The following is a 25,635-nucleotide window of genomic DNA, read 5'->3' as shown; positions in this document are numbered from 1 at the left end:
CGACCTTCGATGACCCTGACCCAACTGCGCTATCTGGTGGCCATTGCCGACGCCGAGCTCAACATCACGCTGGCGGCCACGCGCGTGCATGCCACCCAGCCGGGCCTGTCCAAGCAGCTCAAGCAGCTGGAGGACGAACTGGGCTTCCTGCTGTTCGTGCGCAAGGGGCGCAGCCTGGAGTCGGTGACGCCGGCCGGCGAGGAAGTGATTTCCCGCGCCCGCCTGGTGCTGGCCGAGGCCAACAACATCCGCACCTACGCGGCCAACCAGCGCCGCGAGAGCCACGGCCAGCTGATCCTGACCACCACCCACACCCAGGCGCGCTTCGTGCTGCCGCCGGCGGTGGCGCGGATCAAGCTGGCCTATCCGCAGGTCAGCGTGCACCTGCAGCAGGCGGCCGAGAGCGACGCGCTGGACCTGCTCAGCCAGGGCGACGCCGACATCGCCATCGTCAGCACCGCCGGCGGCGCACCCAGCACCGGCATCGCGGTGCCGCTGTACCGCTGGCGGCGGCTGGTGCTGGTGCCCAAGGGCCACGCGCTGGACCGCGCCGGCAAGGTGCCGGACATGGCCGCGCTGGCCGCGCACCCGCTGATCAGCTACGAATCCTCCACCCGCCCCAGCTCCTCGCTGCGCCGCGCCTTCGCCACCCAGGGACTGGAGCCGGACCTGGCGCTGACCGCGCTCGACGCCGACCTGATCAAGACCTACGTGCGCACCGGCCTGGGCGTGGGCCTGCTGGCGGAAATGGCGGTCAGCGCCGGCGACAGCGACCTGCGCGCCTGGCCGGCGCCGGCGGCGGTCGCCGAGTGCACCGCCTGGGCGGTGCTGCCGCGCGACCGCGTGCTGCGCGACTACGCGCTGGAACTGGTGCACGTGCTCGCCCCGCAGATCGACAAGCGCGACCTGCGCCGCGTGCTCGACGGCAACCAGGAAGCCGCTTGGCCTACGCCGCCGAGCTGGGAAGAACTGACCCAGACCATTACCAGCTGATACGCAGGTACGCACTTCGTAGGAGCGCACTTCAGTGCGCGATGGGGCTTTCCCGGTAGAACCCATCGCGTACTGAAGTGCGCTCCTGCGTTGCGCCCATGCCGGTGTCCTCTTCCTCCCCTGCGGCACTCCGTCGCATCTGAAAGGCGATGGTGGCGTTCTAAAATCGCGGGGTGATCCGATCCCCGCCCCTGCACCGCTGGATGTTGCTGCTCGCGCTGGCAGCCACGCTGCTGATGGCGCTGGCGCCGGTGGTCAGCCGCTGGATGCAGGCCGGGCAGGGCGCGCACGCGACGATGGCGCATGCGATGCCCGCGATGGCGATGCCTGCCGAGATGCCGGCCGGTCACCCTGCGATGGACGCGCACGCCGGGCATGGGACCGCCCACGACACTGTCGGCAAGGCGCCCCCGGCCGATCCGCACGCCGCCCATGGCGAGGCCTGCGACTACTGCACCATGGCGTCGCGCCTGCTGCCGTGGCTGGCGGTGCTGCTGGTGCTGGCGCCGCTGCCGTACCGCATCGCGCCGCAGCCGCCGCGCGCCACCCTCTTCACCGCCGGCCTGCGCTGGCCGGCGCACCCGGCGCGCGGGCCGCCGCTGTTCTCCTGACGACATTCCCCCTTCTTCCCGCCGCCTGTTGCCCTCCGGCAGTGCGCGGCATGTCGTACCGGAGAACCTCATGTATTCCGTTTCCCGTATGCCGGGCGTCCCGGCGTGCCTGGCCGCCTGTGTCTGCCTGGCGCTGTTTCCCCACCTCGCGCACGCCGACGAGGCCGATTCGATCAAGACGCTGGACACCTTGGTCGTCACCAGCGCGGCACCGTCCTCGCCGCTGAACTGGGTCACCGATCCGCGCCTGCCGCGGCAGCCGGTGCCGGCCAGCGATGGCGCCGACTACCTCAAGACCGTCCCCGGCTTTTCCGCCATCCGCAACGGCGGCACCAACGGCGACCCGGTGCTGCGCGGCCTGTCCGGTTCGCGGCTGAACATCCTCAGCAACGACGGCAGCCTGATCGGCGCCTGCCCGTCGCGCATGGACAACCCGCTGTCCTACATCGCGCCGGAAACCTACGACCGGCTCACCGTCATCAAGGGCCCGCAGAGCGTGCGCTGGGGCGCCGGCGCCTCGGCCGGCACGGTGCGCTTCGAGCGCGACATGCCGCGCTTCGACGCGCCGGGCATGGAACTGCAGGCCAGCGCGCTGGGCGGCTCCAACAACCGCAACGACCAGATGCTCGATGCCAGTTTCGGCAGCAGCCCGGGCTACGTGCGGGTGAACGGCAACCGCTCCGAGTCCGGCGACTACCGCGACGGCAACGGCGACGTGGTGCCCTCGCGCTGGCGCAAGTGGAACGCGGACGCCGCCATCGGCTGGACACCCGACGCCGATACCGTGCTCGAACTCAACGCCGGCACCGGCGATGCGCTGGCCCGCTATGCCGGCCGCGGCATGGACGGCGCCGCGTTCCGGCGCAGCAGCTACGGCCTGCGTTTCGAGCGCGGCAACCTGCCCGGCGCCTGGGACAAGCTGCAGGCCAACCTGTACTACAACGAAGCCGACCACGTGATGGACAACTACACGCTGCGCACGCCCAACCCGCACGGCAGCATGCCGATGCCGATGGCGTCGAACGTGGAGCGGCGCACCAGCGGCGGCCGCCTCGCCTCGGAATGGCGCTGGCAGGGCGTGGCCATCGTCGCCGGCGTCGACGCGCAGGACAGCCGCCACCGCAAGCGCAGCGGAATGCGCGGGACGTGGCAGCAGAAAACGTGGACCCGCGACGCCGAGCTGCGCAACCAGGGCGCGTTCGCCGAGCTGACCTTCGGCGAGGACACGCCGCGGCGCTGGGTGAGCGGCCTGCGCGTGGACAGGGCGGAGGCGAAGGACCTGCGCCGCACCACCGGGATGATGGCCATGCCCAACCCCACCGCCGGGCAGACCCGCGAGGAAACGCTGGGCAGCGGTTTCCTGCGCTACGAGCGCGACCACGGCCAGGCCTGGACCTGGTACGCCGGGCTCGGTCACAGCGAGCGCATGCCCGACTACTGGGAGCTGTTCTCGGCCGACGCCGGCCCGGCCGGCAGCGCCAACGCCTTCGCCGGGGTGAAGCCGGAAAAGACCACCCAGCTCGACCTCGGCCTGCAGTTCCACGGGCGCACGCTGGACGCCTGGGTGTCGGCCTACGCCGGGCGCCTGCAGGACTACATCCTGTTCGCCTACCGCAGCGGCGGCATGATGGGTGGCAGCACGCGCGCGGGCAACGTGGACGCGCGCATCGCCGGCGCCGAGGCCGGGCTGGAATGGCGCCCGGTGCAGGGCTGGAAACTGGGCAGCACGCTGGCCCATGCCTGGGGCGAGAACCGCGACGAGCAGCGGCCGTTGCCGCAGATCCCGCCGCTGGAAGGGCGCTTCACCGCGTCCTGGGAGCATGCGCGCTGGTCCACCGGCGCGCTGCTGCGCGTGGTCGGCCGGCAGAACCGGGTGGCGCAGGACGAGGGCAACGTGGTCGCGCGCGACCTCGGCCCGAGCGCCGGCTTTGCCACGCTCTCGCTCAATGCCGCCTACCGCATCAGCGACGGGCTGCGCGCCAGCGCCGGCGTGGACAACCTGTTCGACCGCGCCTATGCCGAGCACCTGAACCTGGCCGGCAGCGCCGATTTCGGCTTTCCGGCCGATCCGGTGCGCATCAACGAACCCGGCCGCACGTTCTGGCTGAAGCTGGACTACCGCTACTGACGCGGCTTCTCCCGCTGCCGGAGCTCCCGGCGGCGGGGCGCCTGTGTCATGCTCGCGCGCCCAGGGAAGGAACAGACAAGCAATGACGCAGCACGCCGTGGCCTACATCAGCACCGCCGTGGCCGGCCTCACGCCGGCCGACCTGGACCACCTGCTGGTCGACGCGCGCGCCCACAACCGCCTGGAAGGCGTCACCGGCGTGCTGCTCCACGATGGCCACCGTTTCTTCCAGTATTTCGAAGGGCCGGAAGCCGGCGTGGCGCGCATCTACGACCGCATCCGCGCCTCGCGCATGCACGTGGCGCTCGAGGAACTGCAGCATGGTCCGGTGGAGCGTTTGTACTTCAGCCAGTGGCACATGGGCTGCAGCCGTGCCGAGGGCAGCGTGCTGCAGGCATTGAGCAGCCGGCAGTGGCGGCAGGAGGCCCGGCATCTGCGCGAGGACGTGGCGCTCGCCGGCCATCCGCCGGGCCTGCGCGAACTGCTCGCGTTCTGGGAGCGGCAGCAGGAAACGGTTGCCCGCTGATCGCGTCGCGTCGCGTCGCATCGCGCAGAACTGAGCCTGCTCCGCTGGCTTTGCCGGGAAAGCCTTTGCCGGGCGAGCCCGGCAACTACGGGGTGCGACGGGTTGTCCACGGTGCACGTAGAGCGGCGTTGCGCCGGGGCTTCACCGCGAAGGCGTCCGCCACGCAAGCCCGGCGCAATGCGAGGCGATGGGGGCTCCACGGCGTGCGTGGAGCGGAACCTGCTCCGCTGGGGCTTGGCCGCGAAGGCGCCCGCCGGGCACGCCCGTCGCTATGGCCGTCCTAGATTTCCTCGTGCAGCCCGCACTCGCGCTTGAGGCCGAAGAAGCGGGTGTCCTCCTCGCGCATGCCCGGTTCCCAGCGGCGGGTGGTGTGGTAATCGCCGATGGAGACGTAGCCCTGTTCCCACAGCGGGTGGTAGGGCAGGTCGTGCTGCTTGAGGTAGCGCCACACGTCGCGGTCGCTCCAGTCGGCGATCGGGTTGACCTTCCAGCGCGCGTCGCGGCGCTGCAGGATCGGCGTGCCGGCGCGGCTGGCCGACTGGCTGCGGCGCAGGCCGGTGAACCAGGTGCCGGCCTGCAGCTCGTCCAGGGCGCGCTTCATCGGCTCGACCTTGCGCAGGTTGTTGTACTGCTCGATGCCGACCAGCCCCTGTTCCCACAGCCGGCCGTGGCGGGCTTCCATCCAGGCGCGGCTGACCAGCGGCCGGTACACCTTCAGGTTCAGGCCCAGGCGTTCGGTCAGTTCGTCGGCGAAGCGGTAGGTCTCGGGGAACAGGTAGCCGGTGTCGATCAGGATCACCGGGATGTCCGGCTGCTCGCGGCTGAGCAGGTGCAGGGTCACCGCCGACTGCGCGCCGAAGCTGGACGACAGCACGTGCGTGCCCGGCGTGTGCTGCAGCGCCCAGCGCACGCGCGCGGCCGCGTCCATCGCCTCGAGCCGTGCGTCGAGTGTGGCGACATCCTCGGTCGGGGCGATGCTTTCGTCGTTGAGGGAAGACAGGGACAGGGCGCTCATGCGTGCAGTTCCACGGCAATCTGGCGGTGGGTCGGGTAGGGCGGCAGCTCGATCAGGCCACTGCGGTGCAGGAAGTCGCCGAAGCGTTCGTCCGCGCCGCGTTCGGCGGCGTAGCGGGCCAGCAGCGGTTCCAGCGCATCGAGGATCTGCGCTTCGGTGATGTTGTCGCGGTACAGCGTGTTCAGGCGCTGGCCGCGGTGGTCGCCGCCGAGGAACAGGTTGTAGCGGCCCGGCGCCTTGCCGACCAGGGCGATCTCGGCCAGGTAGGGACGCGAGCAGCCGTTGGGGCAGCCGGACACGCGCAGCAGGATCGGCGCCTCGCGCAGGCCGTGCCGGGCGAGCAGCGGTTCCAGCGCGGCGAGGAAGCCGGGCAGGTAGCGCTCGGCCTCGGCCATCGCCAGCGCGCAGGTGGGCAGCGCCACGCAGGCCACCGCGCTGCGCGCGATGGCGGTGGGCGCCCTGTTCTCCAGGTCCAGCACGTGCTGCGCGACCAGCGCGTCGATGCGCGCGCGCTGCGCGGCCGGCACGCCGGCCACGATCACGTTCTGGTTGGCGGTCATGCGGAACTCGCCCTGGTGGACCCTGGCGATCTCGCGCATGCCGGTCAGCAGCGGGCGCCCGGGCGTGTCGGCGATGCGCCCGCTGGGCAGGGACAGGGTGAGGTGCCACAGGCCGTTTTCGCCCTCGACCCAGCCGAAGCGGTCGCCGTTGTGCTCGAACAGGAAAGGCCGCGCAGGCTGCAGCCGGAAGCCGGCGCGCTCCTCCATCATCGCCACGATCCGTTCCGAGCCGTGGTCGTCGATGGTGTACTTGAAGCGCGCGTGCTTGCGGTCCTCGCGGTCGCCCAGGTCGCGCTGCACGGTGATGGCCGCCTCGGCGATGGCGAACACCTGCTCGGGCGCGACGAAGCCGATCACGTTGCCCACGCGCGGGTAATGCGCGGCGATGCCGTGGCTGGCGCCCATGCTGCCGCCGATGGCGACGTTGAAGCCGGCGAGCGTGCCGGCTTCGTCGACGATGGCGATCAGGCCCAGGTCGTTGGCGAACACGTCCACGTCGTTGTACGGCGGCACCGCCACGGCGATCTTGAACTTGCGCGGCAGGTAGGCGTCGCCATAGACGGGCTCGTGCTCGACGCCGCTTTCGGCCACCTTCTCCTCGTCCAGCCAGATCTCGTAGTAGGCGCGGGTGGCCGGCCGGAAGCGCAGCGACAACTGCTGCGCCCAGTCGTGCACCTGCGCGTGCAGCGCCGACTGCAGCGGGTTGCTGGCGCCGAGCACGTTGCGGTTGACGTCGCCGCAGGCCGAGACGGTGTCCATCGCGGCGGCGTTGATGGCCTGCATCGTCGCCTTCAGTTCGCGCTTGATCACGCCGTGGAACTGGAAGGTCTGGCGCGTGGTCACGCGCAGCGAGTGGTTTGCGTAGGTGGTGGCGATCTCGTCGAGCTTGAGCCACTGCTGCGGGGTGAACACGCCGCCCGGCGCGCGGATGCGGATCATGAACTGGTGCGCGGGCTCCAGCTTCTGCCGGCGGCGCTCGTCGCGCAGGTCGCGGTCGTCCTGCTGGTAGCTGCCGTGGAACTTGATGGTGCGCTGGTCCTCGAAGTTCAGCGAGCCGGTGGTGGGGTCCTGCAGGCCCTCGCTGAGGGTGCCGCGCAGGCGCCGGCTTTCGAGTTTGATCTTTTCGACGGAGGGGTGGCTCATGGTCAATCCAATGGCGGTTTGCGTAGGAGCGACTTCAGTCGCGATGAAGCTTTCCCGGTAAAGCCCGATCGCGACTGAAGTCGCTCCTACGGGTCAATAGACGTCGCGGGCGTAGCGGCCTTCGCGCTGCAGTCCGGACAGATAGTCGGCCGCGGCCTCGGCGTCGCCGCCGTTGTGCGCGGCGACGACGTCCAGCAGCGCGGCGTGCACGTCCTTGCCCATGCCGATGGCGCCGCACACGTACAGGTGCGCGCCGCCCTGCAGCCAGTCGTACAGGTCGCGGCCCTGTTCGCGCAGGCGGTCCTGTACGTAGATTCGTTGGCGCGAGTCCCTCGCAACAGCCCGCACATCCATGTGCGGGGATTTCAAATGGTCGCGGGAAAAGGCCAGGTCGAGGCGATGCAGTTCCTTCTTCTGCAGGGCTTCCTGCCACTCGACCTGGTAAAGGAAATCGCTGTTGAAGTGGCGGGCGCCGAAGAACAACCAGTTGCGGCCGGCCGCGCCGGTCTCTGCGCGCTCCTGCACGAAGCCGCGGAACGGCGCCACGCCGGTGCCCGGGCCGATCATGATGATGTCGCGGCTGGCGTCGGCGGGGACGCGGAAACGCTCGTTCGGTTCGACGAACACCGGCACCTGCGCGCCTTCCTCCAGCGCGGCGAGGAAGGCGCTGGCGGCGCCCATATGGCCGCGGCCATGCGCGTCGTAGGCCAGTTCGTCCACGGTCAGGTGCACCTCGTCGCCCACGCGCCTGCGGCTGGAAGCGATGGAGTACAGGCGGTGCGCGGCCGGGCGCAGCGCGGCGACCAGCGCGGTGGCGTCCCAGCCGGCGGGCCAGCGGTGCAGCACGTCGACCAGCTGGTGGTCGGCGAACACCGCGGCCAGCTCGCCAGAGCGCGCCGGTTCCAGCAGGCCGGCCAGGTCGGCGTTGCCGCTGCGTTCGGCCACGGTCGCCAGCAGCGGGCGCGAGATGCGGGTCAGTTCGCGGTGCCCGCCCAGCCACTGCGCCAGCGGGCGGGTATGACCGTCGTGGCTGACCGCGGCATCGCCGTCCAGGCCGGTGGCGGCGAGGATGGCGTCGACCAGCGGCGGCGGATTGCGGTGCACGATGCCCAGCGCGTCGCCCGGTTCGTAGTGCAGGCCGCTGCCTTCCAGCGACAGCTCGACATGGTGCACGCGCTTGTCGATGCGCCCGTAGTGGCCGTAGGCCGGGCCCTTGAAATCGCGGCCGCTGACCAGCTGCCGCGCCAGCAGTTCGGCATGGAACGGATGCTGGGCGCTGTGCGCCGCGCTCTGGCCGTGGCGCAGCGGGGTGACGTTGCTGGCCGGCGGCGCGGCGCTTTCGCCCAGCGCCTGGCGCGCATCGGCCAGGGCGCGGGTGCGCCACCACGGCGCTGCGACGGTGTCGATGTCCAGGTCGGCTTCGCCCAGCGGCTGCAGGCGGCGCGCGCCGAGTTCGGCCAGGCGCGCGTCCAGTTTGCGGCCGATGCCGCAGAAATCGGCGTAGCTGGAATCGCCCAGGCCGAGCACGGCGTACCGGAGTTCCGGCAGCTTGGGCGCGCGCTTGCCGGCGATGAACTCGACCAGGCCGATCGCGTCGTCCGGCGGATCGCCTTCGCCCTGGGTGCTGATGACGATGTACAGCAGGCGCTCGCCGGCCAGTTCGCGGGTGGGGTAGGCGTCGGCGCGGAGCAGCCGCACCGCCAGCCCGGCCGCTTCGGCTTCGCCGGCCAGCTGTTCGGCGGCGCGGCGCGCGTTGCCGGTCTGGCTGCCGTAGACGATGGTCAGCCGGCCCGCGGCCTGCGCGGCGGGCTGGCCGCCGGCGATCACCGCCAGCGACGGCGGCGGGTGGCCCTGGGCCAGGCCGGCGGCGAAGCCGGACAGCCACCACAGGCTGTTGCCGTCCAGGCCGTCCACCAGGCGCGTCAGCAGGACCCTGCGGTCTTCGGGCAGGGGGCTGGGAGGCACGGTGGCAGCGGCGGCGGTCATGTCCTGTCCGGTCTGGAGGTGGGTGACCGATGCTAGGGAGGCGCCCGGCGCGGGGGAAAGGATGCGCGGTTATCGGTTCATGCCCTGCGTTTATTTCTGCGCGGGGCGGGCGGGCCGCACACTCGCTGCCCTGCCGGGGACTCCACCGGCCCGCGCTGTTACCCTTCCCCCCGTTCCTACACGTGCAGCTCCTGAATCCCCCGCAATGACCGTTACCGCCCCCCTGTCGCACCTCGACCGGCTGGAAGCCGAGAGCATCCACATCCTGCGCGAGGTCGCCGCCGGCTTCTCCAACCCGGTGCTGCTGTATTCGGTCGGCAAGGACAGCTCGGTGCTGCTGCACCTGCTGCTCAAGGCGTTCGCGCCCGGGGTGCCGCCGATCCCCTTGCTGCACGTGGACACACGCTGGAAGTTCCGCGAGATGATCGCCTTCCGCGACCGCCGCGTCGCCGAGACCGGCGTGGACCTGCGCGTGCACATCAACCCCGACGGCATCGCCCGCGACATCGGCCCGGTGAGCCACGGTGCGTCGGTGCATACCGACGTGATGAAGACCCAGGGCCTGAAGCAGGCGCTGGACAAGTGGAAGTTCGACGCCGCCATCGGCGGCGCGCGCCGCGACGAGGAGAAGTCGCGGGCCAAGGAGCGCGTGTTCTCGTTCCGCAACGATCGCCACCGCTGGGACCCCAAGAACCAGCGCCCGGAGCTGTGGAACCTGTACAACGCGCGCATCCACCAGGGCGAGAGCGTGCGTGTGTTCCCGCTGTCCAACTGGACCGAGCTGGACATCTGGCTCTACATCTACCGCGAGAAGATCCCGGTGGTGCCGCTGTACTTCGCCGCCGAACGGCCGGTGGTGGAGCGCGACGGCAGCCTGATCATGGTCGACGACGAGCGTCTGCCGCTGCATCCGGGCGAAGTGCCGCAGCTGCGCAGGGTGCGGTTCCGCACGCTGGGCTGCTACCCGCTGACCGGCGCCATCGAATCGGAAGCGGACACGCTGGAAAAGATCATCGCCGAGATGCTGGTGTCCACCAGTTCCGAGCGGCAGGGCCGGCTGATCGACCACGACCAGTCCGCCTCGATGGAGAAGAAGAAGCTGGAGGGCTATTTCTGATGGGTATGGAGAAGGCGGGACCCGGGACCCGGGACCCGGGACCCGGAAAAGCGGGCGATATCTCGGCTGTTGCGGTTGCTGTTCCCGGGTCCCCGGTCCCGGGTCCCCGGTCCCGCGATCCGGACATCGCCGCCTACCTGAAATCCCATGAAGACAAACCCCTGCTGCGCTTCATCACCTGCGGCAGCGTCGACGACGGCAAGAGCACGCTGATAGGGCGCCTGCTGTACGAGAGCAAGCGCCTGTTCGACGACCAGTTGGCCGCGCTGGAGGCCGACAGCCGCCGCCACGGCACCCAGGGCGAGCGCATCGACTACGCGCTGCTGCTGGACGGCCTGGCCGCCGAGCGCGAGCAGGGCATCACCATCGACGTGGCCTACCGCTACTTCGACACCGACCGCCGCAAGTACATCGTCGCCGACTGCCCGGGCCACGAGCAGTACACCCGCAACATGGCCACCGGCGCCTCCACCGCCGACCTGGCGGTGGTGCTGGTGGACGCGCGCAAGGGCCTGCTGCCGCAGACCCGCCGCCACAGCTACATCATTTCGCTGCTGGGCATCGGCCAGGTGGTGCTGGCGGTCAACAAGATGGACCTGGTCGATTACGGCCAGGACGTGTTCGAGCGCATCGCCGGCGAGTACCGCGCGCTGGCCGCGCAGCTGGGCATCGCCAACGTGCAGGCCATCCCGCTGTCGGCGCTGGAAGGGCAGAACCTGTCGGCGCGCTCGGCGCTGATGCCGTGGTACGCCGGCCCCAGCCTGCTCGAACACCTGGACACGGTGGCGATCACCGGGCACGACGCCGACAGCGGCCTGCGCCTGCCGGTGCAGTGGGTCAACCGGCCCAACCAGGATTTCCGCGGCTTCGCCGGCACCATCGCCGCCGCCGCGTGTCCGCCGGCGACGCGGTGGTGGTGGTGCTGCCCTCGGCGCGCCGGTCCACGGTGCGGCAGGTGCTGGGCCCGGACGGCCCGCTGGACGCGGCCGCCGCCGGGCAGGCGGTGACCCTGACCCTGGCCGACGAGATCGACGTCAGCCGCGGCGACGTCATCGCCGCCGCCGACGACCCGCCGGAAGTGGCCGACCAGTTCGCCGCGCACGTGCTGTGGATGGACGATGCCGCGCTGCTGCCCGGACGCCCGTACTGGCTGCAGATCGGCAGCCGCACCGTGGCCGCCAGCGTCAGCGAGATCAAGCACCGCATCGACGTGAATACGCAGGACAAGCTGGCGGCCAAGCGGCTGGAGCTGAACGAGGTCGGCTACTGCAACCTGTCGCTGGACGAACCCATCGCCTTCGAGCCCTATGTGCGCAACCGCGCGCTGGGCGGCTTCATCCTGATCGACCGTCAGAGCAACGCCACCGTCGCCGCCGGCACCCTGGACTTCGCCCTGCGCCGCGCCGGCAACGTGCACTGGCAGCACCTGGACGTGGACAAGGCCGCGCGCGCGCGCATCAAGGGGCAGACGCCCAAGGTGCTGTGGTTCACCGGCTTGTCCGGCGCCGGCAAGTCCACCATCGCCAACCAGGTGGAGAAGCGCCTGCACGCGCGCGGCTGCCACACCTTCCTGCTCGACGGCGACAACGTCCGCCACGGCCTGAACCGCGACCTGGGCTTCACCGACGAGGACCGCGTGGAGAACATCCGCCGCGTGGCCGAGGTGGCCCGGCTGATGGTCGATGCCGGCCTGATCGTGCTGGTCAGCTTCATCTCGCCGTTCCGCGCCGAGCGGCAGATGGCGCGCGAACGCTTCGCCGACGGCGAATTCATCGAGATCTTCGTGGACGTGCCGCTGGACGTGGCCGAATCCCGCGACGTGAAGGGCCTGTACCGCAAGGCGCGGGCCGGGCAGATCCCCAACTTCACCGGCATCGACTCGCCGTACGAGGCCCCGGAAGCGCCGGAACTGCACCTGTACGCGGACGGCGAGGCGCTGGACGCGATGGCCGACCAGGTGGTGCGGCTGGCGCTGCGCTGAAAGCGGTAGGAGCGCACTTCAGTGCGCGATGAGGCCTTCCCGGCAAAGCCTCATCGCGCACTGAAGTGCGCTCCTACAGGGATTTTCGCCCCCAGCCCCACCCAATGGCACATCCGGACTGTCATCGGCGCCGGCTAGACTGCCCGATCGTGTATCTGACGGGATTGCGTATGTTGGGGCGTTTTTCCGCCACCTTCGCTGGTGGCGCTGTCTTGATGCTGGCCCTGGCCGCCTGCGGGCGCGGGACGGGCGATGCGCCGCGCGCGCAGGGCGGCGCCGTGCCGGTCACCACCCAGGTGGTCGCGCATTCGGCCTGGAACGACACCCTGCAGGCCATCGGCACCGCCAAGGCGCGCGAGTCGGTGACCGTCACCGCCAAGGTCAGCGAGATCATCGACGCGGTGCATTTCCGCAGCGGCCAGGAAGTGGCCGCCGGCGCGCCGCTGGTGACCCTGCGCATCGACGCGCAGCAGGCCGCGCTGGCGCAGGCCCAGGCTACTTTCGACGAGGCCGACCGCCTGTACCGCCGCCAGAGCGAGCTGGCCACCCAGCAGCTGGTCGCCAGCTCCACCCTCGATACCCAGAAGTCGATCCGCGACGCGGCCGAGGCGCGGGTGCGGCAGATGCGCGCGGACGTGTCCGACCGCCAGGTGCGGGCGCCGTTCGCCGGCGTGCTCGGCATCCGCCAGGTCAGCCCCGGCTCGCTGGTCACGCCGACCACGGTCATCGCCACGCTCGACGACATTTCGCGCATGCATGTCGATTTCCAGGTGCCGGAGGCCGAGCTGGCCTCGCTCAGGCCCGGCGACAAGGTCAGCGGCAGCAGCATCGCCTACCCGGGGCGCAGCTTCGACGGTGAGGTCAGCACGGTCGACGCGCGCGTCGATCCGGGCAGCCGCGCGGTCACCGTGCGCGCCGATTTCCCCAACCCCGACCACGCCCTGCGCCCGGGCATGCTGCTGGACGTGCGCGTGTTCCGCCCCGAGCGGCAGGCGCTGGTGATCCCGGAGATCGCGGTGGTGCAGGTGGGGCGTGATTCCTACGTGTTCCGGGTCAAGGACGACGCCACGGTCGAGCGCGTCGACGTGAAGACCGGCACCCGCCGTTCCGGCGTGGTCGAGATCGTCGACGGGCTGGAGGCCGGGCAGCGCATCGTCGTCGACGGCACCGGCAAGCTGCGCCCGGGCCTGCGCATCGACGATGCCAAGGCCGCCCCGGCCGCCGAGGCCACCGCCGAATGAAGCTGTCGGATCTCTCGATCAAGCGGCCGGTGCTGGCCGTGGTGATGAGCCTGCTGCTGGTGGTGCTGGGCGTGATGTCCTTCAACCGCCTCACGCTGCGCGAACTGCCCGCGATCGACCCGCCCATCGTTTCGGTGTCGGTCGATTACACCGGCGCCTCGGCGGCGGTGATCGAGAGCCGCATCACCCAGGTGCTGGAAGACGCGCTGGCCGGCATCGAGGGCATCGACACCATCAACGCGCGCAGCACCAACGGCCGCGCCTCGGTGAGCATCGAGTTCACCGCCAACCGCGACATCGAGGCCGCCGCCAACGACGTGCGCGACGCGGTCAGCCGCGTCGCCGACCGCATGCCCGAGGAGGCGCGCCCGCCGGAGATCGCCAAGGTCGAGAGCGACGCCGACCCGATCATCTGGTTCAACATGAGCTCCTCGGCGATGGACACGCTGGAGCTCAGCGACTACGCCGAACGCTACGTGGTCGACCGCTTCTCCAGCATCGACGGCGTGGCCCAGGTGCGCATCGGCGGCCGCCAGCGCTACGCCATGCGCATCTGGCTGGACCGCGACCAGCTGGCCGCGCGCGGCCTGACCGTGGGCGAGGTGGAGAGCGCGCTGCGCAACGAGAACGTGGAGCTGCCGGCCGGCCGCATCGAATCGGCCGACCGCGACTTCACCCTGCGCGTGGAGCGCAGCTACGTGGCCCCGGCGGACTTCGCCAGCATCCCGCTGGGCAAGGGCGGCGACGGCTACGTGGTGCGGCTGGGCGACGTGGCCAAGGTCGAGCTGGCCTCGGCCGAGCGTCGCGCCTATTACCGCAGCAACGGCGAGCCCGGCATCGGCCTGGGCATCGTCAAGACCTCCACCGCCAACGCGCTGGACGTGGCCCGCGCCACCCGCGCCGAGGCCGAACGCATCGCCAGGACCCTGCCGGCCGGCACGCAGATCTTCGTCGCCTTCGACAACACCACCTTCATCGAGGCGGCGGTGGAACGCGTCTACGCCACCCTGGTGGAAGCGATGATCCTGGTGCTGGTGGTGATCTGGCTGTTCCTGGGCAGCCTGCGCGCGGCGCTGATCCCGGCGGTGACGGTGCCGGTGTGCCTGGTGGCCGCGTTCATCGCGCTGTTCGCCTTCGGTTTCTCGATCAACCTGTTCACCCTGCTGGCGCTGGTGCTGTGCATCGGCCTGGTGGTGGACGACGCCATCGTGGTGGTGGAGAACGTGCAGCGCCGCATCGACCTGGGCGAACCGCCGCTGGTCGCCGCGCGCCGCGGCACCGCGCAGGTGGCATTCGCGGTGATCGCCACCACCGCGGTGCTGGTGGCGGTGTTCCTGCCGGTCGGCTTCCTCGAGGGCAACACCGGCCGCCTGTTCCGCGAGCTGGCGGTGGCGCTGGCCGCGGCGGTGGCGCTGTCGGCCTTCGTCGCGCTGACCCTGACGCCGATGATGGCCTCCAAGCTGCTCAGGCCGCACAGCGAGCGCCGGCCCAACCGCATCAACCGCTTCATCGACGGCCAGCTCGCGCGCGTGGCGGCGGCCTACGGCCGCGTGCTGGACCGCCACGTGCAGCGCAGCTGGGTGTTCGGGCTGGTGATGCTGGCCGCGCTGGGCGCCAGCTGGGGCCTGTTCCGGCTGCTGCCCTCGGAACTGGCGCCGGCCGAGGACCGCGGTTCGTTCCAGATCATGATCGACGGCCCCGAAGGCGCCGGCTTCGACTACACCGTCGGCCAGGTGCAGCAGGTCGAACGCATCGTCGATCGCTTCGTCGGCCCGGAAGAGCCGATCGTGCGCGCCAACCCGCGCGTGCCCGGCGGCTGGGGCAACAGCGAGGAAATGCACACCGGCCGCATCAGCGTGTTCCTGCAGCCGTGGCGGCAGCGCCAGGAGGCCACCGCCGATGTCGCCAACGCGCTGCAGAAGGAGCTGGACGGCCTGAGCGGCGTGCGCGTGCGCACCCAGGTCGGCGGCGGCCTGGTGCGCAGCTTCGGCCAGCCGTTCCAGGTGGTGCTGGGCGGGCCGGAGTACGCCGAGATCGCGCAGTGGCGCGACCGCCTGCTGGCGCGCATGGCCGATTACCCGGGCCTGGTCGGCGCCGACTCGGACTACAAGGAAACCCGGCCGCAGATGCGGGTCAACATCGACCGCCAGCGCGCCGCCGACCTGGGCGTGAGCGTGACCGACATCGGCCGCGCGCTGGAAACCATGATGGGCTCGCGCCGCGTCACCACCTTCGTCGACAACGGCGAGGAATATGACGTGCTGGTGCAGGCCGGACGCGAAGGGCGCGCCTCGCCGGCCGACCTGGCCGCCATCCAGGTGCGCGCGCGTTCGGGCGAGCTGGTGCCGCTGTCCAACCTGGTCAGCCTCAGCGAGGTGGCCGAAGCCGGCACGCTGAACCGCTTCAACCGGCTGCGCTCGATCACCATCAGCGCCAGCGTCGCGCCCGGCCACACGCTGGGCGAGACCATCGCCTGGGTGCAGCAGGTGGCGCGCGAGGAACTTCCCGAGTACGCGCAGATCGACTGGAAGGGCGAGTCGCGCGAGTACCAGAGCGCCGGCAGCGCGGTGCTGCTGACCTTCGCCATGGCCCTGCTGGTGGTCTACCTGGTGCTGGCCGCGCAGTTTGAGAGCTTCATCCACCCGCTGGTGATCATGCTCACCGTGCCGCTGGGCGTGCTCGGCGCCTTCGTCGGCCTGTACATCAGCGGCGGCACGCTCAACCTGTTCAGCCAGATCGGCATCGTCATGCTGGTCGGCCTGGCGGCCAAGAACGGCATCCTGATCGTGGAGTTCGCCAACCAGCTGCGCGACGAGGGCCGCAACGTGCACCAGGCCATCGTCGAGGCGGCGACGGTGCGCCTGCGCCCGATCCTGATGACCTCCATCGCCACCGTGGTCGGCGCGGTGCCGCTGGTGCTGGCCGGCGGCCCGGGTTCGGCCAGCCGCGGCACCATCGGCATCGTGGTCATCTTCGGCGTCGCCGTGTCAACCTTCCTGTCGCTGTTCGTGGTGCCGGCGTTCTACGCGCTGCTGGCGCCGTACACGCAGTCGCCGGAAACGGTGGCCAACGAACTGGCGAAGCAGGAGTGCGAAACGCCCTCGGTGGGCGGGCATGCGTGAGCCGCCCGCCGCCGGCGCGGTGCGGTTGCGGCGCTGGCGGCCGGGCGACCTGGAGTCGCTGCTGCGGTACGCCGACGATGCGGACGTCTCGCGCGGGCTGAGCACGCGCTTCCCGCATCCCTACACCCGCGCCGACGGCGAGGCGTTCCTGGCCGGGCGGGTGCTGGACCTGTCCGGGCCGGTATACGCGCTGGAGATCGACGGCGAAGCCTGCGGCGGCATCGGCGTGCAGCCGGGCAGCGGCGAGCGCCGCCACGGCGCCACGCTGGGCTACTGGCTGGGGCGGCGCCACTGGGGGCAGGGCATCATGACGGCGGTGGTGGCCGGCTTCGCGCCCTGGGTGATGGACGAACTGGGCCTGTACCGGCTGGCGGCGCAGGTCATGGCCGGCAACCCCGCGTCGGCGCGGGTGCTGCTCAAGACCGGTTTCACCGAGGAAGGCCTGGAACGCCAGGCCGTGCTCAAGGACGGCCTGCTGCACGACCTGCGCTGCTTCGCCCGCCTGCGGGCGTGGCCGGCGGGTGGATGAGGCGCCTGAGCGGACGCCGCCCGCTTGCCCGCGACGCCGCAGGTCGGGGGCGCACCCGCGTCGGCCGGTCGTGCCGGGGGCGCCGCCCCGGCCCACAACCGGCGGCTATACCCCCCTGACGTCCTTGTTGTCCCCGGCCTGGAAGGCGGGGGATACGCCATCTGCCTATCGCTGCGGAATCATGGAAGAATCGGCAGCTTGCCTGCTTTCCCTTCAGCTACCCGGGAGTCCGCGTGGAATCCATCGTCGAATTCGTAAATGGCATCATCTGGAGCAATGCGCTCATCTTCATGTGCCTGGGCGCGGGCCTGTGGTTCACCCTGCGCACGCGCTTCATGCAGATCCGTGGTTTCGCCGAGATGTGCCGGCTCACCGTGCGCGGGCAGAAGTCCGATGCGGGCGTCTCCTCGTTCCAGGCGCTGGCCATGTCGATGGCCGGGCGCATGGGCATCGGCAACATCGCCGGCGTCGCCACCGCCATCGCCTACGGCGGCCCGGGCGCGATCTTCTGGATGTGGGTGATGGGCTTCCTCGGCGCCTCCACCTCCTACGTCGAATCGACGCTGGCGCAGATCTACAAGACCAAGGATGCCGAAGGCCGCTACCGCGGCGGCCCGGCCTATTACATCGAGAAGGCGATGGGCCTGAAGTGGTACGCGGCCGCGTTCGCCGTGGCCACGGTCATCGCCGCCGGCTTCCTGCTGCCGGGCGTGCAGGCCAACGCCATCGCCGACAGCGCGGTCAACGTGCTGTGCACCGGCGCCGACGCCTGCGCCTCGGTGGGCGGCGCGGGCAGCATGAAGCTGTGGATCGGCATCGCGGTGGCGGTGCTGCTGGGCGTGATCATCTTCGGCGGCGTCAAGCGCATCGCCAGCTTCGCCGAAGTGATCGTGCCGTTCATGGCGCTGGGCTTCATCCTGATGGCCATCGTGGTGATGATGCTCAACGCCAGCAAGGTGCCGACGATGTTCGCCGACATCTTCTCCAGCGCCTTCGGCGCGCATGCGGCGTTCGGCGGCATCATCGGCCAGGCCATCGCCTGGGGCGTGAAACGCGGCATCTACGCCAACGAGGCCGGCCAGGGCACCGGCCCGCACGCCGCCGCCGCCGCCGAGGTCTCGCACCCGGCCAAGCAGGGCTACGTGCAGGCCTTCGCCATCTACTTCGACACCATGCTGGTGTGCACCTCCACCGCCTTCCTGGTGCTGTCCACCGGCATGTACAACGTGTTCCGCGAGGTCACCGAGGGCGGCGTGCAGAAGCTGGAGGCGATCGTCACCGGCGTGCCGGGCGTACAGCCCTCCGAAGGCGCGCTGTTCACGCAGGCCGCGGTGGAATCGGTGCTGCCGGGCTGGGGCGCGGGCTTCGTGGCGCTGGCGCTGTTCTTCTTCGCCTTCACCACGATCATGGCCTACTACTACATGGCCGAAACCAACCTGACCTACCTGGCCGGCAGCAACCGCACCCATCCGGCGGCCACGCTGCTGCTGCGCCTGGGCATCATGGGCATGGTGGTGTTCGGCGCCTTCCACAACGCCAAGATGGCGTGGGCGCTGGGCGACATCGGCGTGGGCCTGATGGCCTGGCTCAACGTCATCGCCATCTTCATCCTGCAGAAGCCGGCGATGCTGGCCCTGACCGACTACGAGCGGCAGAAGAAACTGGGCCTGGACCCGGTATTCGACCCCGATGCACTGGGCATCAAGAACGCCGACTTCTGGCGTGGCAACAAGTAAACGAGCGCGACTGCAGTGAACAGCCCCTGGAACAACCGCCGTCCTTCCGCACGCCCGCCGCGTGCCACGCCGCTGGCGCCCGCCGGCGGCCGTGGCGACGGCCAGGGCCCGGTGCGCGGCAACGACGAACTGCGCCTGTATGGCGTCAACGCGGTGCTGGCGATGCACGCGCGGCGCCCGCAGGCGCTGCGCAAGTTGTACCTGGCCGAGGCGCTGATCCCGCGGCTGCAGCCGCTGCTCAAGTGGTGCGTGGCCAACCGCGTCGGCTATCGCGTGGTGGGCGAGGGCGACCTCAACAAGCTCGCCGCCACCACCCACCACGAGGGCGTGGTGGCCGACGTGCTGCGCGCCGAACCGCAGCCGCTGGCCGCCTGGCTGGCCGCGCTCGGCGACGGGCCGGCGCTGGCGCTGTGGCTGGACGGCGTGGGCAACCCGCACAACTTCGGCGCGATCCTGCGTTCGGCCGCGCACTTCGGCGCGGCCGGCATCCTGCTGCCGGCCGAGTCGCCGCTGAGCTTGTCCGGCGCAGCGGCCCGCGTCGCCGAAGGCGGCGCCGAGGCGGTGCCGCTGGTGCGCCTGCCGGCGCTGCCGCAGGCGCTGTCGCAGCTGCGCGACGCCGGCTTTGCGCTGGCCGCGACGCTGGTGGAAGGCGGCCAGGACCTGTTCGCCGCGACGCTGCCGTCGCGCATGGTCTACGTGATGGGCGCCGAAGGCGAGGGCATGGACCGCGGCTTCGCGCAGAACTGCGACCTGCGCCTGTCGATTCCCGGCACCGGCGCGGTGGAAAGCCTGAACGTGGCCGCCGCCACGGCGGTGTTCCTGTCGGGCTGGCGCGCAAAGAGGTAATGCCGGCTGTCGGCCGGCAGCTTCGCATCCATCCGTACCCGCGCCGTTGCCGGCCAGTGGCCGGCACAACCGGAATGACCGGTGTGCGGCTCTTTCAGCCGCGGTAACCGTTGCTGATCGGATACCGCCGCTCGCGGCCGAAGGCGCGGCGCGAGACCTTCGGCCCCGGCGCGGCCTGGTGCCGTTTCCATTCGCTGATGCGCACCAGCCGCAGCACGCGTTCCACCACTTCCGGCGCGTAACCGGCGGCGACGATGTCCTCGTGCGACTGTTCCTGGTCGATGTAGCGGTAGAGGATGCCGTCGAGCACGTCGTAGGCCGGCAGCGAGTCCTGGTCGGTCTGGTTCTCGCGCAGCTCGGCCGAGGGCGCGCGTGCGATCACCGCCGGCGGGATCACCGGCGCGCCGCCGACCGTATTGCGCCATTTGGACAGGCCGTAGACCTCGGTCTTGTACAGGTCCTTCAGCGGCGCATAACCGCCGCACATGTCGCCGTAGATGGTGGCGTAACCGACCGCGTATTCGCTCTTGTTGCCGGTGGTCAGCAGCAGGCCGCCGAACTTGTTGGCCAGCGCCATCAGGATCACGCCGCGGCTGCGCGACTGCAGGTTCTCCTCGGTCACGTCGGCATCCTGGCCCTCGAACATCGCCGACAGCGACTGCATCAGCCCCTGGAAGGCCGGTTCGATCGGCACCGTCTCCAGCTTCACGCCCAGGGCGCGGCACTGTTCGGCGGCCAGGTCGTTGGACAGGCCTGCCGTGTAGCGCGAGGGCATAGCCACCGCGGTGACGTTGTCCGCGCCCAGAGCGTCCACCGCCAGCGCCAGCACCAGCGCCGAATCGATGCCGCCGGACAGGCCCAGCCATACCTTGCCGAAGCCGTTCTTGCGGCAGTAGTCCTGGATGCCGCGGGTCACCGCGCGCCAGGCCAGCGCGTCCATGCTCTCGTCGCCGTCGTCGATCCAGCGCAGCGGCGTGAACGCGCGCGCGTCGGCGTCGTACTCGGCCACCAGCATCTCCTCGGCGAAGGCCAGCGCCGCCGGGTGCACCGTGCCGTCGCCGTCGGCCACCACCGAGGCGCCGTCGAACACCAGCGCGTCCTGCCCGCCGACGAGGTTGACGTAGGCGATGGCGGCGCCGCTGTCGCGGCTGCGTTCGGCCATCAGCGCGTCGCGCTGGGCGTGCTTGCCGCGTTCGTACGGCGAGGCGTTGGCGACCAGCACCAGCTCGGCGCCTTCGGCCACGGTGGCGGCCAGCGGCTCGGCGAACCACAGGTCCTCGCAGACCAGCAGCCCCAGCTTCACCCCGCCGACCTCGAACACGCAGTTGCCGCCGTCCGGGTCGATGTCGAAATAGCGCCGTTCGTCGAACACCGCGTAGTTGGGCAGCTCGCGCTTGCGGTAGGTGGCGGCGACCGCGCCATCGCGCAGCACGCTGGCGGCGTTGTACACCACCGCGCCGGTGCTCTGCGGCCAGCCGACCACGGCGACGATGCCCTGCACCTGCGCGGCGATGCGGGCGACCGCCTGCTCGCAGTCGCGCAGGAAGGACGGGCGCAGCAGCAGGTCTTCCGGCGGGTAGCCGCTGATCGCCAGTTCCGGGAACAGCACCACGTCGGCGCCGTATTCGTCGCGGGCGACCTGCACCAGTTCGACGATGCGCGCGCTGTTGCCGGCCACGTCGCCGACCGGGAAGTCGTACTGCGCCAGGGCGATGCGAAGGGATCGGGACGTCATGAGAGGGCTGCCATGCGGTGCGTTGGCGGCCATTATCCCAGACCCGGGTGAGCAGGAAGGAAAAGCGGCTTTCGTAGGAGCGGCTTCAGCCGCGAGGGGCCTTTACCGGGAAAGCCCGTTCGCGGCTGAAGCCGCTCCTACGGAGGAGTGCGCAGATGGCGGCAGTTGAATGTTGCCGCGGCGGTGATTCCGCGGCGGGATCGTGCGGTGCCCGTACCCCGCGTGCGTAGGAGCGACTTCAGTCGCGATGGGATCTCACCGCGAACGCTCCTTCGCGGCTGAAGCCGCTCCTATGGGGTGCGATCGTGTCGAGCAGCGGAAGCGCCTGGCGGCGCTTCCGCGCAGTGGAGCGTCTTCGTTGCGGTGGCCCTGCGCTGCCGCTTATTCCTTCGGCGGCACCACGTCCTTGGCTTCGCTGCCGAAGCTGCCGTCGGATTCGGCAGCGAGGTAGGCGAACACGGTGTAGGCGGCCACGTTCTGCGCCAGCGCCTTCGGGTCGATCTTGTCCAGCGTGTCGTCGGCGGTGTGGTGCAGGTCGAAATAGTCGGTCCCGTCCTGCGCCAGCCACGCCCAGGCGCCGCCCTTGGCCGCCAGTGGACCCACGTCCGGGCCGGGGCCGCCTTCGTCGGGGCGGTACTCGATGCCCAGCGGTGCCAGCACCTGCGCGATCTGCGCGGTGGCCTCGCGCGAGCCGGCGGGATTGCCCGAGCCGGTGTTGAACGCGTAGATGCGGCCGGCGCCGAAGTCGCTCTCGGCGGCGATGTGCTGCAGCGGGACTTCCTTGGCCTTGACGCGCGCGGCGGCGTAGGCGAATCCGCCGTGCAGGCCCTGTTCTTCGTTGGCGAAGGCGATCACGCGGATGGTGCGTTTGGGCGCCTGCCTGAGCTGGCCGATCAGGTGGCCGGCGGCCATGGTGATGCCCACGCCCGCACCGTCGTCGATGGCGCCGGTGCCCAGGTCCCAGGAATCGAGGTGGCCGCCGATCACCACCACTTCCTTCGGCAGGCTGCGGCCGGTGATCTCGCCGATGACATTCTGCGAGGTGTAGCTGCCGTCCCAGCCGCAGTCCAGCGCCATGCGGATGCGGGTCGGGCCGCGCGCGACCAGCCGCGCGAGCTGGTCGGCGTCGGGCACCGACAGCGCCGCCGACGGCACCGGGGTCAGGCCCTCGTCGAAGCGGGTGATGCCGGTGTGCGGCACGCGGTGCGAGTCGGTGCCGGCCGAACGCATGATGTAGCCCACCGCGCCCTTGCGGATCGCCTCGGACGGGCCGCGGCTGCGGACCGTGCCGCCGATGCCGTAGTCCTCGCCGCTGCGGCTGCGCGTCATCTGGTAGTCGATGAAGGCGATCTTGCCGGCCAGCGAGCCTTCCGGAGCGGCCTTCAGCGCTTCCAGGCTGTCAAAGCGCACCACCTCGCCCTCGGCGGTGCCCGCGGGACTGCCGCCCAGCGCGGTGATCGCCAGCGGCTGCGCGTGCGCGCCCAGCACCTGCGCGTGCTCGCTGCGGCGCTCCCACTTGGGAAAGGTGACCGGCTCGGTCCACACCTTGTCGAAGCCCAGCGCCTTGAACTTGGCCTTGGCCCATTCCACCGCGCGCGCGTCGGCCTCGCTGCCGGCCAGGCGCGGGCCGACCTCGGTGGTCAGCGATTCGACCACCTTCCAGCCGGTGTCGTCGGCCAGCGCCTGTTCGCGCAGTTCCGCGGCCTGGGCCAGCGCCTGCTCGGGAATGCGGGTAGGGGCGGCCTGCGCGCCGGCGCAGGCGAGCACGGCGGCGATGGCGAAGGCGAGACGGCGCATGGCGGGCTCCAGGAACGGGAAAGCCGCGAGCATACGCCAGCGGCTTTCGGTGGGACCGTGCTGGAGGTCACCGGCGTTGCCGTTCTGCCTTCTCCCTCAGGGAGACAGCCCGACAGGATCGCCCGGCTGCGTCGCCAGGTTGCCGGATGCAGGTGGCGCGAAAGCGCACGGACGCGGGTCAGGGCGGAACCGTGTGCTAGCGAAGCGCGAGGCTCTGCCCGACCCTCGTCCCAACCCCTCGTTCCGCCCCCCGGCCCATGCCAGCGGCGTGGGCGCTCAACCGCAGGCGCGCAGTGCGCCATCTCCCCGAAGGGAGAGGGCCCGCATCACTTCTTCAGGTTGTCGCGGATCTCGCGCAGCAACAGCACTTCCTCGCTCGGCTCGGCCGGCGCGGCGGGCGCTTCTTCCTTCTTGCGCGACAGGCGGTTGACCACCTTGACCAGCATGAAGATGGCGAAGGCGACGATGACGAACTGCACCACCGTGTTGATGAAATCGCCGTAGCCGATCACCACGGCCGGGATCTCGGTGCCGTCGGCGGCCACGCGGGCCGGCGCCAGCGTCCAGGCCAGCTTGGAGAAGTCGACGCTGCCGATCATCCAGCCGATCGGCGGCATGATCACCTTGTCCACCAGCGAGGTGACGATCTTGCCGAACGCGCCGCCGATCACGACACCGACCGCCAGGTCGATGACGTTGCCGCGCATCGCGAATTCCTTGAACTCACTGATCATTCCCATGTGTTTCTCCTGTATGCGTGAAGGGAAGGCCAGCACAGGGTACGCCGGCGTCCGTCATCCGGCGATCATGCCGTCGCAGCGGGCGATGCCGCCCAGTCGCGCGCTGAAACGGTCGCCGGGCTGCAGCGCGGCCACGCCGGCCGGCGTGCCCATGAACACCAGGTCGCCGGCGCGCAGCGCGTAGAGCCTGGACAGCTCGTGCAGGATTTCCGGCACGTTCCAGATCATGTTGTCCAGCGTGGAGCGCTGCCGCACCTGCCCGTTGATCTCCAGCGACAGTTCCAGCGGCGCCAGCTCGCCCACCTGCGTGGCGGGCACCAGTTCGCTGACCGGCGCGGAATGGTCGAAGCCCTTGGCGATATCCCACGGGCCGCCCTTGGCCTTGGCGGCGGCCTGCAGGTCGCGGCGGGTCAGGTCCAGGCCCACGCCGTAGGCCAGCACCAGCGACATCGCCTGCTCGACGGCCAGCACGCCGGCCGGCGCGTCCTGGCCGAGCGCGACCACCAGCTCGACTTCGTGATGCAGATCGGAGGTGGCGGACGGATACGGAACGGGCGCGTCGCCGGTGACGATGGCGTCGGCCGGTTTCATGAAGAACATCGGCTGGCCGCGTTCGGCGGCCGAGGCCGGCGCGTTGGCGCCCATCTCGCGCGCGTGGTCGGCGAAGTTGCGGCCCACGCAGTAGATGCGGCGCACCGGGAAGGTGCCGCCGCCGGCCACCGGGATGCGCGGAACGGGCGGGGTGGGAATCAGGTCGGTCATGGGGCGTCCGGAAAACAGGGGCAGGCGCCATGATGCCGGACGCCGCCGCCGGGCCGGTAGTGTCGTGACGCGAAAGCGGAGCAGGGCGCACGGTGGTCCGCAGGACCAACGCGCGGGGGCTGCGCGAAAGCGGTGAGGCCACCGGCGGGTGCTGTCCCTCCGGCCAAATGCAGCGCGCCCGGCCGATGGCCGGGCGCTGCGCGGTAAATCGTTGCCGGGAAACCGGCGTCAGTGGGCGTGCGGCAGCGCCGGCTTGCGCACCACGCGGTACTCGCCGTCCATCACGTTGCCGGCGACCTTGCCCGCGGCACGCGCCTTGCGCGCGGCCAGCAGCTTCCAGGTCAGGCCGACCAGGATCATCGCCGCGCCGACGAACACGCCGGCGACGATCATCACCGCGAGGATCGCCAGGCCCAGCAGGCCCAGCGCGATCCGCAGCAACGGGTTGCGCGGCTTGCGCGGCGCGAACAGGTTGCGGAGGTTGGCGAACTGGAAATAACGGATCTGCATGTCGGTGGTATGACGTTTTGGCTGGCGGCAGTATCGGGGGCGATGCCGGCCGATGAGTGAATTTGTCGTTAAATGCGGCCGCGCATTCATGCAGGACCGCGGCGGGGCGGGCAGTACGGGCGTGCGACAATCGCCTCTCCCGCCTTTATTACGCAGCCCCGCGATGTCCATGTCCGCGTCTTCCGCCGTCGAGCTGGCCCGGCTCGATGCCTTGCCCGACCAAGGTTTCCATTCGGTGGAGGCGGTGATCGAGGGCGACGCCGAACCGGTGATCCTCCATCGCGACGGCGCCCATGTGCGTGCCTGGCTCAACGTCTGCCCGCATGCCGGCCGCAATCTCGACTGGGCGCCGGGGCAGTTCCTCAAGAGCCGCGAGGGCCATCTGGTCTGCGCGGTGCATGGCGCCGCGTTCGAGCTGCAGGGCGGCACCTGCGTGTCCGGTCCGTGCAAGGGCGATGCGCTGCGCACGGTGCCGGTGCGGGTCGAGGACGGCAGGGTGCTGCTTGGCTGAACGATTGCTGCCGGCTCCCATATAGGAGCGCACTTCAGTGCGCGAA

The 25,635-nt window shown here is 70.6% G+C and carries 19 protein-coding genes and 1 pseudogene; 12 read left to right on the top strand and 8 right to left on the bottom strand.

Translation table 11 applies throughout. The annotated features are described in order from the left end of the window. Window positions 1–9 precede the first annotated feature (9 nt). From ABTV91_RS15755 to ABTV91_RS15740, 4 genes are all read left to right on the top strand, one after another. Window positions 10–993, top strand: coding sequence for a LysR family transcriptional regulator (locus ABTV91_RS15755; protein ID WP_433852263.1), 984 nt, complete (start codon window positions 10–12; stop codon window positions 991–993). Window positions 994–1,196: 203 nt separating this feature from the next. Further along, window positions 1,197–1,604: a DUF2946 family protein gene (locus tag ABTV91_RS15750; protein ID WP_433854207.1), complete on the top strand. Its 408-nt coding sequence runs from the start codon at window positions 1,197–1,199 to the stop codon at window positions 1,602–1,604. A 70-nt stretch (window positions 1,605–1,674) separates the two neighbouring features. Next, window positions 1,675–3,732 (top strand): TonB-dependent copper receptor, encoded by a 2,058-nt coding sequence (locus ABTV91_RS15745; protein ID WP_433852262.1) that lies wholly within the window; start codon window positions 1,675–1,677, stop codon window positions 3,730–3,732. A gap of 82 nt (window positions 3,733–3,814) precedes the next feature. Next, on the top strand, window positions 3,815–4,258 hold the full coding sequence (locus ABTV91_RS15740; protein ID WP_433852261.1) for a BLUF domain-containing protein: 444 nt from the start codon (window positions 3,815–3,817) through the stop codon (window positions 4,256–4,258). Between the two features lie 280 nt (window positions 4,259–4,538). Here ABTV91_RS15740 and ABTV91_RS15735 read toward each other — a convergent pair whose 3' ends face one another. The 3 genes from ABTV91_RS15735 to ABTV91_RS15725 form a co-directional block, all read right to left on the bottom strand. Further along, the gene (locus tag ABTV91_RS15735; protein ID WP_433852260.1) at window positions 4,539–5,273 is read right to left on the bottom strand and encodes a phosphoadenylyl-sulfate reductase; all 735 of its coding nucleotides are present in this window, start codon (window positions 5,271–5,273) and stop codon (window positions 4,539–4,541) included. After that, window positions 5,270–6,976, bottom strand: coding sequence for an assimilatory sulfite reductase (NADPH) hemoprotein subunit (gene cysI / locus ABTV91_RS15730; protein ID WP_433852259.1), 1,707 nt, complete (start codon window positions 6,974–6,976; stop codon window positions 5,270–5,272). Before cysI ends, ABTV91_RS15735 begins: the two co-directional genes overlap by 4 nt. A gap of 93 nt (window positions 6,977–7,069) precedes the next feature. Beyond that, on the bottom strand, window positions 7,070–8,962 hold the full coding sequence (locus tag ABTV91_RS15725) for an assimilatory sulfite reductase (NADPH) flavoprotein subunit (RefSeq protein WP_433852258.1): 1,893 nt from the start codon (window positions 8,960–8,962) through the stop codon (window positions 7,070–7,072). A gap of 205 nt (window positions 8,963–9,167) precedes the next feature. On the opposite strand from ABTV91_RS15725, the gene cysD reads away from it, so the two are divergent. From cysD to ABTV91_RS15690, 7 genes and pseudogenes are all read left to right on the top strand, one after another. Beyond that, a complete protein-coding gene (cysD, locus tag ABTV91_RS15720; RefSeq protein WP_433852257.1) occupies window positions 9,168–10,079 on the top strand; it encodes a sulfate adenylyltransferase subunit CysD in 912 nt (303 codons plus the stop codon). After that, window positions 10,079–12,060: pseudogene (gene cysN / locus ABTV91_RS15715) on the top strand (sulfate adenylyltransferase subunit CysN). The gene cysD and the pseudogene cysN overlap by 1 nt, the downstream one beginning before the upstream one ends. 170 nt (window positions 12,061–12,230) lie before the next feature. Then, on the top strand, window positions 12,231–13,301 hold the full coding sequence (locus ABTV91_RS15710; protein ID WP_433852256.1) for an efflux RND transporter periplasmic adaptor subunit: 1,071 nt from the start codon (window positions 12,231–12,233) through the stop codon (window positions 13,299–13,301). Continuing rightward, complete coding sequence (locus tag ABTV91_RS15705) at window positions 13,298–16,423, top strand: efflux RND transporter permease subunit (RefSeq protein WP_433852255.1); 3,126 nt, start codon at window positions 13,298–13,300, stop codon at window positions 16,421–16,423. Before ABTV91_RS15710 ends, ABTV91_RS15705 begins: the two co-directional genes overlap by 4 nt. Then, a complete protein-coding gene (locus tag ABTV91_RS15700) occupies window positions 16,416–16,952 on the top strand; it encodes a GNAT family N-acetyltransferase (protein ID WP_433852254.1) in 537 nt (178 codons plus the stop codon). The genes ABTV91_RS15705 and ABTV91_RS15700 overlap by 8 nt, the downstream gene beginning before the upstream one ends. 233 nt (window positions 16,953–17,185) lie before the next feature. After that, a complete protein-coding gene (locus ABTV91_RS15695) occupies window positions 17,186–18,688 on the top strand; it encodes an alanine/glycine:cation symporter family protein (protein ID WP_433852253.1) in 1,503 nt (500 codons plus the stop codon). Between the two features lie 15 nt (window positions 18,689–18,703). After that, entirely contained in the window at window positions 18,704–19,534 is an 831-nt protein-coding gene (locus ABTV91_RS15690; protein ID WP_433852252.1) for a TrmH family RNA methyltransferase, read from the top strand. Window positions 19,535–19,628: 94 nt separating this feature from the next. Here ABTV91_RS15690 and ABTV91_RS15685 read toward each other — a convergent pair whose 3' ends face one another. From ABTV91_RS15685 to ABTV91_RS15665, 5 genes are all read right to left on the bottom strand, one after another. Further along, on the bottom strand, window positions 19,629–21,269 hold the full coding sequence (locus ABTV91_RS15685) for an NAD+ synthase (protein ID WP_433852251.1): 1,641 nt from the start codon (window positions 21,267–21,269) through the stop codon (window positions 19,629–19,631). 381 nt (window positions 21,270–21,650) lie between these two features. Continuing rightward, on the bottom strand, window positions 21,651–23,066 hold the full coding sequence (locus ABTV91_RS15680) for a M28 family peptidase (protein ID WP_433852250.1): 1,416 nt from the start codon (window positions 23,064–23,066) through the stop codon (window positions 21,651–21,653). A gap of 326 nt (window positions 23,067–23,392) precedes the next feature. Beyond that, window positions 23,393–23,806, bottom strand: a complete 414-nt coding sequence (gene mscL, locus ABTV91_RS15675; RefSeq protein ID WP_433852249.1) for a large-conductance mechanosensitive channel protein MscL — start codon at window positions 23,804–23,806, stop codon at window positions 23,393–23,395. Window positions 23,807–23,860: 54 nt separating this feature from the next. Further along, window positions 23,861–24,568, bottom strand: a complete 708-nt coding sequence (locus tag ABTV91_RS15670) for a fumarylacetoacetate hydrolase family protein (protein WP_433852248.1) — start codon at window positions 24,566–24,568, stop codon at window positions 23,861–23,863. 228 nt (window positions 24,569–24,796) lie between these two features. Next, a complete protein-coding gene (locus tag ABTV91_RS15665; RefSeq protein ID WP_433852247.1) occupies window positions 24,797–25,078 on the bottom strand; it encodes a hypothetical protein in 282 nt (93 codons plus the stop codon). Between the two features lie 169 nt (window positions 25,079–25,247). Here ABTV91_RS15665 and ABTV91_RS15660 point away from each other — a divergent pair, with 169 nt between their 5' ends. Then, window positions 25,248–25,589, top strand: a complete 342-nt coding sequence (locus ABTV91_RS15660) for a Rieske (2Fe-2S) protein (RefSeq protein WP_433852246.1) — start codon at window positions 25,248–25,250, stop codon at window positions 25,587–25,589. Window positions 25,590–25,635 lie beyond the last annotated feature (46 nt).

It is taken from the genome of Stenotrophomonas nitritireducens (genome assembly GCF_050984405.1).
GTDB classification, from domain to species: domain Bacteria; phylum Pseudomonadota; class Gammaproteobacteria; order Xanthomonadales; family Xanthomonadaceae; genus Stenotrophomonas; species Stenotrophomonas nitritireducens_B.
Note: the sequence above shows the minus strand (reverse complement) of the source record. Positions and strands in the feature narration are given on the sequence as shown.